Annotated in this window: 15 protein-coding genes and 1 pseudogene; 14 read left to right on the forward strand and 2 right to left on the reverse strand. The window is 63.5% G+C overall.

Annotation, left to right across the window (positions count from 1 at the left end; translation table 11 throughout):
* The first annotated feature begins 231 nt into the window (after positions 1 to 231).
* The 14 genes from VG320_RS15130 (at position 232) to VG320_RS15195 (ending at position 14,121) form a co-directional block, all read left to right on the forward strand.
* Entirely contained in the window at positions 232 to 783 is a 552-nt protein-coding gene (locus VG320_RS15130; RefSeq protein WP_327200908.1) for a GNAT family N-acetyltransferase, read from the forward strand.
* A 41-nt stretch (positions 784 to 824) separates the two neighbouring features.
* The gene (locus VG320_RS15135; protein WP_327200909.1) at positions 825 to 1,754 is read left to right on the forward strand and encodes an ABC transporter substrate-binding protein; all 930 of its coding nucleotides are present in this window, start codon (positions 825 to 827) and stop codon (positions 1,752 to 1,754) included.
* Between the two features lie 78 nt (positions 1,755 to 1,832).
* The gene (locus VG320_RS15140) at positions 1,833 to 2,528 is read left to right on the forward strand and encodes a TonB family protein (RefSeq protein ID WP_327200910.1); all 696 of its coding nucleotides are present in this window, start codon (positions 1,833 to 1,835) and stop codon (positions 2,526 to 2,528) included.
* Positions 2,529 to 2,547: 19 nt separating this feature from the next.
* Positions 2,548 to 3,351 carry a MotA/TolQ/ExbB proton channel family protein gene (locus tag VG320_RS15145; RefSeq protein ID WP_327200911.1) on the forward strand — a complete coding sequence of 268 codons (804 nt, stop codon included), beginning with the start codon at positions 2,548 to 2,550 and terminating at the stop codon, positions 3,349 to 3,351.
* Positions 3,352 to 3,362: 11 nt separating this feature from the next.
* A complete protein-coding gene (locus tag VG320_RS15150; protein WP_327200912.1) occupies positions 3,363 to 3,788 on the forward strand; it encodes a biopolymer transporter ExbD in 426 nt (141 codons plus the stop codon).
* A gap of 16 nt (positions 3,789 to 3,804) precedes the next feature.
* Entirely contained in the window at positions 3,805 to 4,221 is a 417-nt protein-coding gene (locus VG320_RS15155) for a biopolymer transporter ExbD (RefSeq protein ID WP_327200913.1), read from the forward strand.
* Between the two features lie 196 nt (positions 4,222 to 4,417).
* Positions 4,418 to 6,805 (forward strand): TonB-dependent receptor, encoded by a 2,388-nt coding sequence (locus tag VG320_RS15160; protein WP_327200914.1) that lies wholly within the window; start codon positions 4,418 to 4,420, stop codon positions 6,803 to 6,805.
* Between the two features lie 167 nt (positions 6,806 to 6,972).
* Positions 6,973 to 7,974 carry an LLM class flavin-dependent oxidoreductase gene (locus VG320_RS15165; RefSeq protein WP_327200915.1) on the forward strand — a complete coding sequence of 334 codons (1,002 nt, stop codon included), beginning with the start codon at positions 6,973 to 6,975 and terminating at the stop codon, positions 7,972 to 7,974.
* Between the two features lie 33 nt (positions 7,975 to 8,007).
* Positions 8,008 to 9,339 (forward strand): LLM class flavin-dependent oxidoreductase, encoded by a 1,332-nt coding sequence (locus VG320_RS15170; RefSeq protein WP_327200916.1) that lies wholly within the window; start codon positions 8,008 to 8,010, stop codon positions 9,337 to 9,339.
* A gap of 36 nt (positions 9,340 to 9,375) precedes the next feature.
* The gene (locus VG320_RS15175) at positions 9,376 to 11,151 is read left to right on the forward strand and encodes an amino acid ABC transporter permease/ATP-binding protein (protein WP_327200917.1); all 1,776 of its coding nucleotides are present in this window, start codon (positions 9,376 to 9,378) and stop codon (positions 11,149 to 11,151) included.
* 1 nt (position 11,152) lies between these two features.
* Complete coding sequence (locus tag VG320_RS15180; protein WP_414696048.1) at positions 11,153 to 12,133, forward strand: ABC transporter substrate-binding protein; 981 nt, start codon at positions 11,153 to 11,155, stop codon at positions 12,131 to 12,133.
* 31 nt (positions 12,134 to 12,164) lie between these two features.
* On the forward strand, positions 12,165 to 13,214 hold the full coding sequence (locus VG320_RS15185) for an LLM class flavin-dependent oxidoreductase (RefSeq protein ID WP_327200918.1): 1,050 nt from the start codon (positions 12,165 to 12,167) through the stop codon (positions 13,212 to 13,214).
* Positions 13,215 to 13,267: 53 nt separating this feature from the next.
* Positions 13,268 to 13,612 (forward strand): DUF3088 domain-containing protein, encoded by a 345-nt coding sequence (locus tag VG320_RS15190; protein ID WP_327200919.1) that lies wholly within the window; start codon positions 13,268 to 13,270, stop codon positions 13,610 to 13,612.
* On the forward strand, positions 13,612 to 14,121 hold the full coding sequence (locus VG320_RS15195) for a GNAT family N-acetyltransferase (protein ID WP_327200920.1): 510 nt from the start codon (positions 13,612 to 13,614) through the stop codon (positions 14,119 to 14,121). The genes VG320_RS15190 and VG320_RS15195 overlap by 1 nt, the downstream gene beginning before the upstream one ends.
* A gap of 33 nt (positions 14,122 to 14,154) precedes the next feature.
* On the opposite strand, the gene VG320_RS15200 is transcribed toward VG320_RS15195, so the two are convergent.
* Positions 14,155 to 14,853, reverse strand: a complete 699-nt coding sequence (locus VG320_RS15200; RefSeq protein ID WP_327200921.1) for a carboxymuconolactone decarboxylase family protein — start codon at positions 14,851 to 14,853, stop codon at positions 14,155 to 14,157.
* 198 nt (positions 14,854 to 15,051) lie between these two features.
* Positions 15,052 to 15,250 (reverse strand): annotated as a pseudogene (locus VG320_RS15205) (hypothetical protein); the annotation flags it as partial.

The raw sequence follows: 15,250 nt of genomic DNA on the forward strand, positions 1-15,250 counted from the left end.
AATATCGCTCGTGAAAAAGGCTATACAAGCCATAAAAGGGATTCGATAAAGATATTAGAAATGCTTGGTTAATCTGCATTCGACGAAGGGCTAATCTTGTCGCGTACACAACGATCGTCACCTTTACCGGCGACGTTGCGATAACAGAAAAATGACGGCGGCTTCGGATATAGCATCCAACACGCTCTCCAAAGCGCCGCCGGATCCTGGCCCATTACGAATGCAACGACCATGAGCTACCGCATTTTCGACACGTCGCCGCTCGATCCCATCGCGCAGCCTTTGATCGAGGCGCTCAAGCAGGAATACGCCACGCGCTACCGCGAATTTCGCGCCGATAGCAATGCGTCCGCCGCAGCGGAACTGGCGCGCTATCCCGCCGAATTGTTCGCGCCGCCCGAAGGGGCTTTCATTGTGGTCGAGCGTGACGGCGAGACCGTGGGCGGCGGCGCATTCAAGCGCTACGACGCCCACACCGCCGAACTCAAACGCATCTGGACGCGTGAAGATCAACGCCGTCAAGGACTGGCACGCCGCGTGGTGGAGGAGCTCGAAACGCGCGCGCGGCTGCTGGGTTATCGGCGCGTTTATCTCACCACCGGTTTCAAGCAGCCGGAAGCGTGGGGCCTGTATATCGATTCTGGCTACACGCCGCTGTTCGATCGTTCGATCGCGCCCGAAGTGCACGTTCATCTGCCGTTCGCCAAAGACCTGATCAATCCGCGTGCAATCGACACGCTCGACGATCTGCGCCCGCGCGAGCCGTTGGGCGCGCAGCACTGAATAACCGCATCCCCGTCTCCAGACCTGCCTGAATCATCGCCATGAAACTCAAACAGACACTCGTCACTCTCGCGGGCGCGCTCGCGCTGGGCGCGGCCAGCCTCGCCTTCGCCGCCACCTCGTTCGACCTTAGCCCGGAGCAGCACGGCCGCGTGCGCGCGAGCGCCGACCCCGCGATCATCAAGACCGTGCCCGCACGCTTTAACTTCGTCGACAAGGACACGCTTACCATCGGCATCGTGCCCGCGCTGCCGCCGATCAGCACCTACGCTACGGACGCAAAGACCGTGGTGGGCTTCGACGTCGATCTGTCCCAGGTAGTGGCCGATAGTCTTGGCCGCAAGCTCAAGCTCGTCGTGCTGGCGTGGCCGGATTGGCCCCTTGCGCTGCAGTCGGGCAAGGTCGATGCGGTGGTGTCGAACGTCACGGTCACGGAAGAGCGCAAGGAGAAGTTCGATTTCTCGACGTACCGGCGTGACGAAGTCGGCTTTTACGTGCGTAAGGACAGCCCGATCAAGGCGATCCACGAGCCGAAGGACATCGCGGGCCTGCGCATCATCACCGATGCGGGCACCAATCAGGAGAAGGTGCTGCTCGAGTGGGACAAGGAGAACGTGGCGCATGGCCTCAAGCCCATCAGCGTGCAGTATTACGACGACGATGCGGTGCGCACGCTCGCGCTGCAGTCGGGCCGTGCCGACGCGATCTTCAGCGTGAATGCGGTGCTCGCGTGGCAGGCGGCGACGCAAGGCAAGACGCGCCTGGTCGGCACCGTGAGCGGCGGCTGGCCGCGCACCGCAGAGGTTGCGATTACCACGCGCAAGGGCAGCGGTCTGGCCGATCCGCTCACGCAAACCCTCAATGAATTGATCCGCGACGGCAAGTATCGCCAGGTATTGGATCGCTGGAGTCTGGATTCGGAAGCGATCGAGCGCGCTTCGACCAATCCGCCGGGCCTGCCGAGAACCTGATGCAGCACGCGCCGTAGTTTCATCGAACGGCGCGGTTTACAAACAGTTTGCAGTCCATAGAAATAGAAGGAGCGCTTCATGTCGGACTCAGTGGTCGTCGCGGGTAAGTGGGCAGCGCGCCCGCGGCAATACGGGGCGCGCAGGCAGGGATCGGCGCGCCGCTACGCCGGTATCGCTGTCGTGCTGCTGTTGCACGTCCTCTTCATCTGGGCTTTGCTCAACGGTCTCGCAAGCAAAGTGGTGCAGGTTATCCAGAAGCCCGTGGAAGTGCGGATTCTGGAAACGGTGAAACCGCCGCCTCCGCCACCGATTCCCACTGTCAAGCTGCCGCCGCCCAAGCCGGTGGCGCCGCCCAAACGCGTGGCGCCTTACGTGCCGAAGCCCGAGGTGCCCGTGGTGGCGCCGCCCGCGCCGACCATCACGCACCAGTCGGAGCAACCGGCACCGCCCGCGCCTCCCGCACCGGTCGCGCCGCCGGCACCGCCCGCGCCCGCGAAGCCCGTGAGTCACGAGGCGGGCGTGGTGTGCCCGAACTCGGACAAGGTGCGCGCTGCGATGGTGTATCCGGAGGAAGCGCAGGACAACAACATCACCGGCGACGTGCTGATTTCGTTCGTGGTGGATCCGCAGGGTCACGTGACGGAAGAAAAGGTGGACAAGTCTGCCGATCCCTTGCTCGACCGCGCGGCCTTCAACGCCGTCAAGAAGTTCAATTGCATCTCGCAGGGCCAGCCCGTGCGCGTGCAGGTGCCGTTTTCGTTCAACCTGAATTAAGAGCCTTTCTGGAGCAAACATGAAGAAGCAAACCGCTGCCGTGCGTTCCGCCGGCCTGATTTCCGCGGCGGCTGGCGCCGTCGCGTTGCTGGCTTCGCCGCTGGTGTGGGCGCAAAGCGCCGCCAATGCCGCTGACGCGAACCCTTATGGTCTCGGCGCGTTGTGGGCCAACGGCGACTTCGTCGCGCGATTCGTGCTGCTCGTGCTGGTCGTGATGTCGATGGGCAGCTGGTACATCATGATTACCAAGTTCGTGGAACAGGCCCGCGCAGGCCGCCGCGCCAAGTCCGCCGATGCGCAGCTCTGGAGCGCACCGTCGCTGGCCGTGGGCGTGGCTGACCTCGACGACAACTCGCCGTTCCGCTTTATCGCGCAGACCGGCCTCGAAGCCGCGGAGCATCACGACGAAGCGCTGCTCGAAGAAGTGGATCGCAATACGTGGATTCAGGTGTCGATCGACCGCGCGAGCGGCAGCGTCTCGAACCGCCTGCAGGACGGCCTGGCATTTCTCGCCACGGTTGGCTCGACGGCGCCGTTCGTGGGGCTGTTCGGCACCGTGTGGGGCATCTATCACGCGCTCACCGCAATCGGCATCGCAGGTCAGGCTTCGATCGACAAGGTTGCCGGGCCGGTGGGTGAGGCGCTCATCATGACGGCCGTGGGCCTGGCGGTGGCCGTGCCGGCAGTGCTGGGCTACAACTTCCTGGTGCGCCGTAACAAGTCGCTGATGGAGCGCGTGCGCGGCTTTGGCGCGCAACTGCATACGGTGCTGCTCGCCGGGGGCCGCAAGCGCCCGGTACGCGCGGTCGTCAACGCCCACTGAGCACTGTCGCCATGGCCATCAACGTAGCGCAGGACGGCGGCGAGGACGAAGTCATCGCCTCCATCAACACGACCCCGCTCGTGGACGTGATGCTGGTCTTGCTGATCATCTTCCTCATCACGATTCCGGTGGTCACGCATACCGTGCCGGTGCAGTTGCCAAAGGAAACGGTCAATCCGCTGCAAACGAAGCCGGACAGCATCGAAATCGCCGTAGATAAGGACGGCGAACTGTTCTGGAACGAGAAGCGCGTGGATGCCACAACGTTGCTCACGCAACTGAAAGGCATCTCGCAGCGCGACCCGCAGCCCGAGGTCCATGTGCGCGGCGACCAGGCCACGCGCTACGAGTACATCGCGCGCGTGGTCAGCACCTGTGAACGTGCGGGTATTGCGAAGGTTTCGTTCATCACCCAGCCGCCCGCGCGCGGCGGCTAAATAAAGGAGTCAGACGATGGCGATGAACGTCCCATCGGGTCACGACGAGCCGGACGTGCTGGTGGATATCAACACGACGCCGCTCATCGATGTGATGCTGGTGCTGCTGATCATGCTCATCATCACGATCCCGATCCAGATGCACGCGGTCAAGATGAATCTGCCGGTGGATAGCCCGCCGCCGCCGGCCGCGCCGCCGCCGGTCGTGCAGATCGATATCGGCCCGAGCGGCGCGCTCCAGTGGAACGGTGCGCCACTCGCGGCGGGCGCGGATCTGGAACACCACATGGCCGAAGTCGCGGCCCAGGCGGATCAGCCGGAGATTCATCTGTCGCCGGACAAGGCCGCGCCGTATAGCGCGGTGGCGCAGGTGATGGCAGCGGCGCAGCGCGAAGGCGCGACGAAGATCGGGCTGGTGGGCAACGAACCTTGACGGCAGCTCCGGGAACGGGCGCCGACGTTCCCGGATTTGGCCAGACATGGCTGGAAGCAGGGGAAGTTGGCGCGTAAAAATAAAGTAGACATTAAATTAATAAGTTGTTCGAATGAAAACGAAAAACAATAGTTACGCTTCGGGTTTTGGGTCGGCGAGAACAACACTGAGCAGGCGCCACGCGCCGCGTTTGCGCATGACGGCGCTTTCCGCGGCAGTACTGGCGCTGGCCTGCAATAGCGCGGTCTGGGCGCAGGAAGCGGCCCCGGCCGTCGCCTCTAGCAGCAGCGCAGCCACCAATACCGTGCAACAGGACACCGTGGTGGTGACCGGCAGCCGCACGGAAACGAAGGCGAGCAAGAGCCTTACGCCGGTTGATGTGATTAGCGGGCAGCAATTGCGCTCCACCGGCCAGACCAATCTGCGCGATGCGCTGGTGCAGTTGTCGCCCTCGATCGGCCACGAGACTTACGCGGGCGACGCGGCGATGCTGACCAACACGCTCTCGCTGCACGGCCTGAGCCCCGACCATGTGCTGGTGCTCGTGAACGGCAAGCGCCGCCATACCACGGCGAATATCTCGCTGGACGGCGGCCTGAACCAGGGCGCCACGGGCGTGGACGTGGACACGATCCCCATTGCGCTGATCGACCACATCGAAATCCTGCGCGACGGCGCGGCGGCGCAATATGGTTCGGATGCGATTGCGGGCGTCATCAACATTATTCTGAAGCGCGCCTCGCACGGCGGCGAAGTCACGTCGACGACGGGGCAGACCTACGCGGGCGACGGCCTGAAGAACGCCGAATCGGCCAATATCGGCTTTAACCTGGGCGATAAGGGCTTTCTCGATCTGAGCGCGGAATACGCGCGCCAGAACCACACCGTGCGCACCGGCCCGGACGATTACTTCGGCAGCTTCCCGCAGGGGCAGGGCTACTACAACCGCATGCTCGGCGATCCGTCCGCCACGCGCGAATCGGTCGGCTTCAATGCAGGCTACTACCTGGGCGATAACGTCGAGCTATACGGCTTCGGCACCTACGCGCACCGCAACGCCAGCGCGTACCAGAACTATCGTCCGCCTTCAGTGCTGCCGTCGATCTATCCGAACGGCTTCACGCCGCAGGAAACCGTCAACGAGAATGACTATTCGATCACGGCGGGTATCAAGGGCGACAACCTGTTCGGCTGGTCGTGGGATTTGAGCACGACCTATGGCGGCGACCACGACAACATGGGCATGGTCGATTCGGCCAATACCGGTCTGTACGCCGCGGAAGGTTTTACGCCCACCACGTTCCACCTGGCGACGGTCAGCAACACGCAACTGACCAATAACCTGGACTTCTCGCGCGCCTTCAATCTGCCGCTGCTGGCCGGGCCGCTGCATGTGTCGTTCGGTGTGGAAGAGCGCCGCGAAACGTATACGGTGGGCGCGGGCGATCTGTATTCGTATCTCGATGGCGGCGCGCAGGCCTTGCCGGGTCTCGCGCCCGTGAGCGCGAGCGACAACTCGCGCAATGTGTTTGGCACCTATATCGATCTGGCGACGAAGATCACGCAGAAGTGGCAGATCGATCTGTCCGGCCGCTACGAGCACTATAACGACGTGGGCGACACCACCAACGGCAAGATATCGACACGCTACGACTTCACACCGCGCATCGCGATTCGCGGCAGCGTGAGCACGGGTTTCCGCGCGCCTTCGCTCGCCGAGGAATACTACACGAATATCAACGTGTCGCCCGCGTCGGCGCAAGGGCTGCTGGCGGCGAATTCAGCGGCGGCTAAGCTGATCGGTGCACAGTCGCTCAAGCCGGAGGAATCGACCAACTATAACGTCGGCTTCGTGTTGCAGCCGGTCGATAACCTGCACGTCACGCTTGACGCGTATCAGATCGATATCCGCAATCGCATCGTAATGGGCGGCACTGCAGCGGGTGCCGACGCGATCGCGGCAATGGAGGCGGCGGGGCTGTCCGTGCCCGGTTCGATTCCTGCTTCGGCGGTATCGGCCAGTTACTTTACCAATGGCGCAAGCACGCGCACGCGCGGTATCGATCTGACCGGCACCTATCACACGGGTTTCGGCAGTTATGGTCAGGTGGACTGGGATCTGGGGGTGAACCTGAATACCACCTCGGTGCGCGATGTGGCCAAGAACGCCAACGGCACGCCGTCGCTCAATGCGCAACAGATCGGCTGGCTGACGACTTCGACGCCGAAGAACAAGATCATCATCGGCGGCACCTGGCATCGCGACAAGTGGGCCGTGAGTCTGCATGAAACGCGCTATGGCTCCACGTCGAGCGAAATGACCTATATCGTTGGTCCGAATGCGTTTTCGACTACGCAATTTAATCATGTCGAAAATGCCGCGCGCTACGTGACCGACGTAGAAGTGCGCTACGACGTCACGAAGAAATTCCAGATCGCCGTGGGTGCGAACAATCTGTTCGATGTTTATCCCTCGAAGATTCCCTATGTGAATCGGCTTGAAGGCGTGCAGTACGACACCTATGCATCGAATGTTGGCGTGAATGGCGGCTTCTATTACCTGCGCGCTCGATATCAGTTCTAAATCGTTCTGATACCCGCTCTGATATGCATAGCAGAAATCGCTCGTACGCTCCGGCGCATTGCCTCGACATAATGTCTGAAGCGTAACGAGCGGTTTGCAGTTTTCTCTATTCGCAACCGCTTAAAACCTTTCGACCTGTGCGTATAAACGCATAGGGAAGGAGTGACATGGTCTGGTCTCTTTCCATTCTCGACAAAAGCCCGATCGCGGAAGGCGCGAACGCGCACGATGCGCTGCGCTTCACGATCCGTCTCGCGCAGCGTGCTGAAGCGCTCGGTTACCAGCGCTTCTGGATCGCGGAGCATCACGGCGCGCCGGGTCTTGCGAGTTCCGCCCCCGAGATCGTCGTCTCGCATCTGCTGGCGCATACCTCGCGCATCCGCGTGGGTTCCGGCGGTGTGATGCTGCAGCACTACAGTCCGTTCAAGGTGGCCGAATCGTTTCGCGTGCTCGCCTCGCTAGCGCCTGGTCGCGTGGATCTGGGCGTGGGCAAGGCGCCGGGCGGCCTGCCGCTTACTACGCGCGCGCTGCAATGGTTCCACGACAAGGCCAAGAAACCCGATTTCGCGGGGCAGCTCGCGGAACTCGACGCCTTCCTCAAATGGGGCGTGTCTGAGGATCATGCGCTAGCCGGCGCGCTCGCGCTGCCCGTGCCGCCCGAGCCGCCCCAACGCGTACTGCTGGGCGGCAGCGCCGACAGCGCGCGCCTTGCCGCAAAGCACGGCTGGGACTTCTGCTACGCAGGCCATTTCAACGGCGACGAGGCCAACATCGCACGCTCGATCGATGCCTACCGCGAAGCCACTGGCCGCGCGCCGCTGCTCGCACTGTTTGCCTTCGCCGCCGCCACGCGCGAAGCGGCGCGCGCCCAGGTGGGTGCGTTGCGCATCTTCAAGCTGCAACTGGCCACGGGCCAAAGCGTGAATCTGCCCAGCCCCGAAGCCGCTGCGGAATTCGCGCGCCAGACCGGCGTGTCCGATTACCGCCTCGACGAACTGCATCCCCATGTGATCGCGGGTACCGCTGACGACGTGCGCGGCGAACTCGACGCATTGCACGCGCGCTTTGGCGTGGAAGAGTTTGTGATCGATACACCGGTGGCCGATTACGCGCTGCGACTCGATTCGGTCGAGCGCCTCGCTCCGCTCAAGCAGGACGCGCGGGTCTGACTTCCTGCATCCCCATAATTGAAGGAATCCGAAATGACTGACCAGGCAAAACGCAATCTCACCTTCGGCATCATGCTGCACGGCGCGGGCGGCCATATGAACGCGTGGAAGCACCCGGGCGGCCCGGCTGACGCCAGCGTCAATCTCGACTTCGTGACCGGCATCGCGCAAAAGGCGGAAGCCAATGGCGTGGCCTTCGCATTCGTGGCGGACGGTCTTTATATCAACGAGAAATCGATCCCGCACTTTCTCAACCGCTTCGAGCCAATTTCAATTCTCTCCGCGCTGGCCACGGCGACCACGAAAATCGGTCTGGCGGGCACGCTTTCGACCTCGTACAGTCACCCGTTCACGGTGGCGCGCCAGTTTGCCTCGCTCGACCTGATCAGCGGAGGTCGTGCGGGCTGGAACGTGGTGACGTCGCCGCTGGAGGGGTCGGCGAAAAACTATGGTGGTGAGCATCCGGACCACGAACTGCGCTACGAAATCGCCGACGAATATCTGGACGTCGTGCAGGGCCTGTGGGATAGCTGGGACGACGATGCCTTCGTGCGCGACCGCGAGAGCGGGCGCTTCTTCGAACGCGACAAGCTGCATACGCTCGATCACAAGGGCCGTTTCTTCGAGGTGGCAGGTCCGCTCAATATCCAGCGCTCGCCGCAGGGACAGCCGGTGATCTTCCAGGCCGGCTCGTCCGAATCGGGCATCGATCTGGCCTGCAAATACGCCGATGCGGTGTTCACGCACTCGCCGTCGCTGGAGGAAACGCGCGAATTCGCCGAGCGCGTGCGCGCGAGCGCCGTGGCGCATGGCCGAGCCGCCTCGGACGTAAAGATCTTCCCGGGTATCGGCCCGATCGTCGGGACGACGAAGGAAGAGGCCGAAGCCAAATATCGCGCGATTCGCGACCTGCTCAGTATTGAAGACGCGCTCGCCTATCTGGGCCGCTTCTTCGAACATCACGACTTTTCGCAATATCCGCTCGACGAACCGTTCCCGGAACTGGGCGAGCTTGGCACCAACAGCTTCCGCTCGACCACCGACCGCATCAAGACTGAAGCGCGCCGCAGCGGCGCGACGCTGCGCGAAGTGGCGCTCGAAGTCGCCACGCCCAAGACCCAGTTCGTGGGCACCGGCGAGCAGATTGCCGACGAGCTGATTCGCTGGATCGACGAAGGCGCGGCCGATGGCTTCATTCTGGGCTTCCCGGTGCAGGCAGAAGGGCTCGACGATTTCGTCAAGCACGTGATTCCGGTGCTGGAAGCACGCGGGCGCTACAGCCGCCGCCTGAGCGGCGACACGCTGCGCGACCATCTCGGACTGCCGCGACGCGAGAGCCGCTACGCACTCGCGAAAGCCCAGTGACGCCATGAACGCCGAATCGAGCAGGAACATCGAACCATGAGCGACACTCCCCACATCGCCGTCCCTTCATCCGCGCGCGGCGGCAGCGCCGCGCACGATGCCACCGACTACGCGCATTTTCGCGTGGTGCCCGCGCGCCATCGCGCACGCACCGTGGGCACCGTGCTCGCGGTCGCGCTGATCGCGCTGGTGCTGCATTCCGTCCTGGGCAACCCGCGCTGGGAATGGAGCGTGTTCGCGCAATGGTTCTTCGCCGAACCCATTCTGGAAGGGCTGTCGCGCACCTTGCTGCTCACGCTGGTGGGCGCGGTGATTGGCTTTGCGCTGGCCGTGCCCATTGCGCTGGCGCGGCTCTCGCGCTCGCCGTTGCTGGCAGGTTGCGCGTGGGCGTTCGTCTGGCTGTTCCGCTCGATTCCGCCGATTGTGTTGCTGCTGCTGCTGAATAATCTGGGCTATCTGTACGAGACCGTCTGGATTGGCGTGCCGTTCACGCATCTGACGTTCTACAACGGCCCGACGACGGATCTCATCAGCCCGTTTTTCGCGGCGGTGGTGGGGCTGTCGCTCAATCACGCGGCGTTTGCGGCGGAGGCGTTTCGCGGCGGCATTCTCTCGGTCGATCACGGCCAGCGCGAAGCGGCGGCGGCGCTCGGCTTGCCGCACACGCGTCAGGCCTGGCGCATCGTGCTGCCGCAAGCGATGCGCGCGGTGCTGCCAACGGCCTTCAACGATGTGATCGGGCTGGCCAAGGGTACGTCGGTGGTTTATATCCTCGCGATGCCGGATCTGTTCTATACGGTGCAGATCGTCTATCACCGCAATCTGGAAGTGATTCCGCTGCTGATGGTGGCGACCATCTGGTATCTCGTGATTCTCACGGTGCTTTCCGCGATTCAGGTGCATATCGAGCGTCACTACGCGCGCGGCGCGACGCGCTCGCAGCCGCAACGTTCCGCGCTGGTGTCGCTGCTGCTCAAGCCGTTCGCGCGTTCGCGGAGTACGGCAGAGGTGGACGCCGCGCCCGTGCACGACGCTGGCTGGGCTCAGCGCCGCATTGGCGGTCGTGTAGGTATCCATAATGTTTCGAAGAGCTTTGGCACGCTCAAGGTGCTCGACAACGTATCGTTGACGGTGCCTTCAGGCAGCGTGACGGTGATTCTCGGCCAATCCGGCTCGGGTAAGTCGACGCTGCTGCGCACGATCAATCATCTTGAGAGCGTCGATGACGGTTTTATCGATATCGATGGCGAGCTCGTTGGTTATCGGCGCGACGGCCGCACGCTCTATGAACTGAAGGAGAAAGACATTCTGCGCCAGCGCGCCGAAGTCGGCATGGTGTTCCAGAACTTCAACCTGTTCCCGCATCTGAGCGTGCTGGACAACATCACGGAAGCGCCGATCGCCTCCGGCGTGCCGCGCGCCCAGGCGCAGGCCGAAGCGCGCGCGCTGCTGGCCCGGGTGGGCCTGGCAGGCAAGGCCGATGCATGGCCGCGCCAGCTCTCCGGCGGCCAGCAGCAGCGCGTGGCGATTGCGCGGGCGCTGGCGCTCAAGCCCAAGGTGCTGCTGTTTGACGAGCCGACTTCTGCGCTCGACCCGGAACTCGTCAATGAAGTGCTCGACGTGATCCGCCAGTTGGCGCGCTCGGGCACGACGCTCGTGATCGTTACGCACGAGATCGGCTTTGCGCGTGAAGTGGCGGACACCATCGTTTTCATGGACGGCGGCCGTGTTGTCGAAGCCGGCCCGCCTGCCCAGGTGCTTGGTAATCCGGCGCATTCGCGTACGCGTGAATTTCTTTCCAAGGTCTTGTGACATGAAGCGAACTCAATTCGTTGCGCGCGCAAGCATAGAGCAGCGTCGCGATTTCCTCCTGAAACTGGCGGCGTTGGGCGCGGTGCCGCTCGCGTTGCCCGCGCGGCGCGCGTTGGCGGCTTCCTCAATAGCGGATTTCGATTTCAGTCCGCAGCAACGGGGCCGGCCGCGTGCGCAGCCTGACGCGCAGGTGCAGCGCGCGGCTGCCGGTTATCGCTTCGTCACGCCCGGCACGCTGACCGTGGCGGTTGCGCCGTTCGCACCGCCGATTGCGACCTACGCCACGGACGCCCGCAGCATCGTGGGCGCGGACCCGGACTACGCGCAATTGCTCGCCGACTCGCTGGGCCTGGGCGTGAACTTCGTGCCGGTCGCCTGGGCTGACTGGCCGCTGGGTCTCGCGAGCGGCAAGTACGATGCGGTGATCTCGAACGTCGGTGTGACCGAGGCGCGCAAGCGCAAGTTCGATTTCACGACTTACCGGCTTGGGCTGCACGCGTTCTATGTGGGTTCGAACAGCCATATTCAGTCGATCCGCGAGCCAAAGGACATCGCCGGTCTGCGCGTCATTACGGGTTCGGGCACGATCCAGGAGCGCATCCTGATCGAATGGAACCGCCGCAACGTGGCGCAGGGACTGAAGGCCGCGCAATGGCTCTATTTCGACGATCGGGCTTCGGCGCGCCTGGCGCTGGTTTCGGGCCGCGCCGACGCCGAACTGAATCCCGACGCGCCGCTCGCCTACGAGGCCGTCACCCAGGGCGGCATCCGCAAGGTGGGCAGTGTCAACGCGGGCTGGCCCGACAACGCCGATGTGGCCGTTGCCACCCGCAAGGACAGCGGGCTTGCCCCCGCGCTCACCCTTGCGACCAACAACCTGATCCGCAGCGGCCAGTATCGCGCGGCGCTCGCGCGCTGGGCCATCGTGTCAGAAGCCGTCGAGCGTGCTGAGACCAATCCTCCCGGCCTACGCGACGCCTGAACTTTCCATTTCATTTCGAATAACTAACGTTATGTGCGCAGCTCATATCGACCACATCGCTTTTCTCACCCCGGCCAACTATCGCGATGACGCACCGCGCGCCGGCATCGAAGCCGCGCTCGAACTCTTTCAACTGGGCGAGAAGCTGGGTTTCGACAGCGCCTGGGTGCGCCAGCGCCACCTCGAACATGCGGTGTCGTCCGCTGCAACGTTCCTTGCAGCGGCAAGCCAGCGCACCACGCGTATCGGTCTTGGCGCGGCGGTCATCCAGATGGGTTACGAAAATCCGTTTCGGCTCGCCGAGGATCTTGCAAGCGTGGACGTGCTTTCGGGCGGACGGCTCAACGTAGGTTTGAGCGCGGGCGCGCCGGGCCATGGCGGCTTGCTGGGCGAAAGGCTGTTCGACGCCGACCCCGCGCAGATCGACTTTACGCATGCGCGCGTTGAGCGCTTGCGGCGCAACCTCAGCGGCGAATGGCTGGGCGACGAGGAAAGCTTTGTCGAATCGGCGGCTGGGCGCGTGCGCCCGCGCATCACGCCGCATGCGCCGGGGCTGGCCGCGCGGCTCTGGTATGGCGGCGGCTCGCAGCGCTCGGTCGAATGGGCCGCGCGCAACGGTTTCAATCTGCTGATCGGCAATATCACGACGGGCGAGGGCACCGACGATTACCGCGAGGCGCAATTGCGCCAACTGGAGATTTACCGGCAGCATTGGAGCGGCGCGCAGCCGCCGCGCGTGGCGCTCGGTCGTGTGATCGTGCCGTTCGACAGCGCCGATGCCGATACGCGCGAGCGTTATCGCGCTTTCGCAGCGGGCCGTCATGAGCGCACGCTGGCGCCGCGCGGCGAGCGTCGCACGGTTTTTGTGCCCGATCTGGTCGGCACCTCAGATGAGATCGTCGCGCAATTGCAGGCCGATCCGGTGCTCGCGCAGGTGCGCGAATTGCGGCTCGAATTGCCCTATGACTTGCCATTCGAGAATTATCGGCAGATTCTCGAAGATTTTATTACGCGTATCGCGCCCGCGTTGCAGTGGCGTCCCGCAACGCAAGCCAACGCGCCAGCGCAGATCGCGGCGTGACCGTCACTCTTGATTAATCGTTATCCTGATCAAATAAAAAGGAGCCGCTCGACATGAGCCTGGACTTGCTGTTGCTGCTGGAACCCGCTTTTATCGACCCTAAACACCCGGGCGAGCGATTCGTCTGCCCACACGGTCTTTCCATCGAAGGGTTGCTCGCCAGCGATCCGGCGCGCGCGGCGCGGCTGGAAGTAAAGCGTGTGGCGTTCGCGCGGCCGCGTCCTGACGTGATCGACGCGCTCGATGAAGCGCATCAAGGCCTGCCGGCGCTCGTGCTGGGTGATGAGCATCCGGTGCCGGACGATGCACTGGCGCTGGGCGAGACGCGGTTTGTGAATGACCCGAAGCGCATTCTCGCGCTGCTGGCCGAACGCCACGGCTTTCCGAAGGTGCATTGATGGCGCAAGAGGCGTTCGTCTATGTCACGGTGCGAGACCCGCGCGCGCAGCCCTTGTTCGCCGAGCTTGCCGAAGAATACCGTAGCCGCTATGCGGACGTGATTGCGCAGGAGGATCTCGAGCGCGAGATGACGCGTTATCCCGACGAGGATTTCGTGCAGCCGCGTGGCGCGTTCGTGCTGCTGTTGCGCGACGGCGTGGCGGTGGCGGGCGGCGCGTTCATGCCGCATCAGGATGCGGGCACGGCGGAGTTCAAGCGCATCTGGGCGAGCCGCCACCAGCGCCGCCAGGGTCTGGCGCGCCGTGTGCTGGTGGAACTGGAGGCACAGGCGGCGCGCCAGGGTTATACGCGGGTGTTTTTAGGCACCGGGCCGCGCCAGCCCGAGGCCGTGGGCCTCTACACCACGAGCGGTTACACGCTGCTTTCGGCGCATGACTTTGGCGACGTGCATCCGCCTGGCTATCACTTCGAAAAACGGCTGCCTGTGCTGCAAGAGCTTCAGGCGTAGATAGATCGAACACTCGACCGCACGCGCGCCGCTTCAGCCGGCGCGCTTCTCGAATACGTCCTTGAACACCGGCATCGCCGAGAACGCCATCGGCCAGCCCGCGTAGAACGCGAGTTGGGTGAGGGCCTCAGCGGCTTCGTCCTGACTGAGTCCGTTGTCCATCGCGCGATTGAGGTGATAGGTGATCTGCGCGCTCTGGCCATTGGCGACCAGTGCGCTCACCGTCACCAGACTGCGATCGCGCGGTGCGAGGTCCGGGCGCAGCCAGAGATCGCGGAACAGCGCCGCCGTGGTGTAGTGGACCACGCCCGGGGAGGTTGCGCCGAACGTCTCGCCGACCACTTTGGCGCGTTGCGCTTCGGCAGCTTCGTTGAGCGGCAGCAGTTCGACATCGGCGCGCGGCAACTGCTCCGTGCCGATGCCGCGTTCCTGAAACGCCTCGCCGACGATGGCTGTGGCGGCCGTAGCCGTGCCCCAGCCGGAATAGAACGCCAGATGGGTGACGATCTCCGAAAGCTCGGCGGGCGTGACGCCGTGATCGAGCGCGAGACGCACCTGGAAGGGCAATTCGGCCGTGTGATGGCGTGCGATGAGTGCCGCTACGGTCACGATGCTGCGATCGCGGGGCGAAAGCGCTGCGCGTTTCCACACGCCGTCGAGGACCGTGTCCGACGTGTAGCGGGCCAGCGCGGGCGAAACGGCTTGCGTGGCGTTGAAAGTAGTCATCGGCATGATTCGGAATCCTTTGTTTGTGTGGAGCGTGCGGCAGGCAAAAACAAACGGGATGGCCTGGCATGAAGCCGGCCATCCCGTTTTAGTCTTCTTGTGCCGCTATCGTCCTCGACTCTAGCATCGGCGCAGCGCCAGATTAAGGCGCTACGCGTGCATGCCCTTATCGATGGGATTCATGAATCGATGCCATAACCGGCATTACACTTTCGCTTCGGCGGGCAGCGACTCGTATTCCGCGTGTTGCTTGCGTTCCGCGAGATACGGCGTGCGGTAACCCGAATTCACGCCCCAGTAGTAGAAGCCGAGCGAGATGATCGCGACCACCAGCATGTCCCAGCCGTAGGGAATCAGGTCGTGACCGCCAAACTGCTTGCTGCCGATCAGCGAGAGGATTGCC

Origin of the sequence: Paraburkholderia sp., assembly GCF_035948235.1 — a bacterium.
GTDB lineage: Bacteria > Pseudomonadota > Gammaproteobacteria > Burkholderiales > Burkholderiaceae > Paraburkholderia.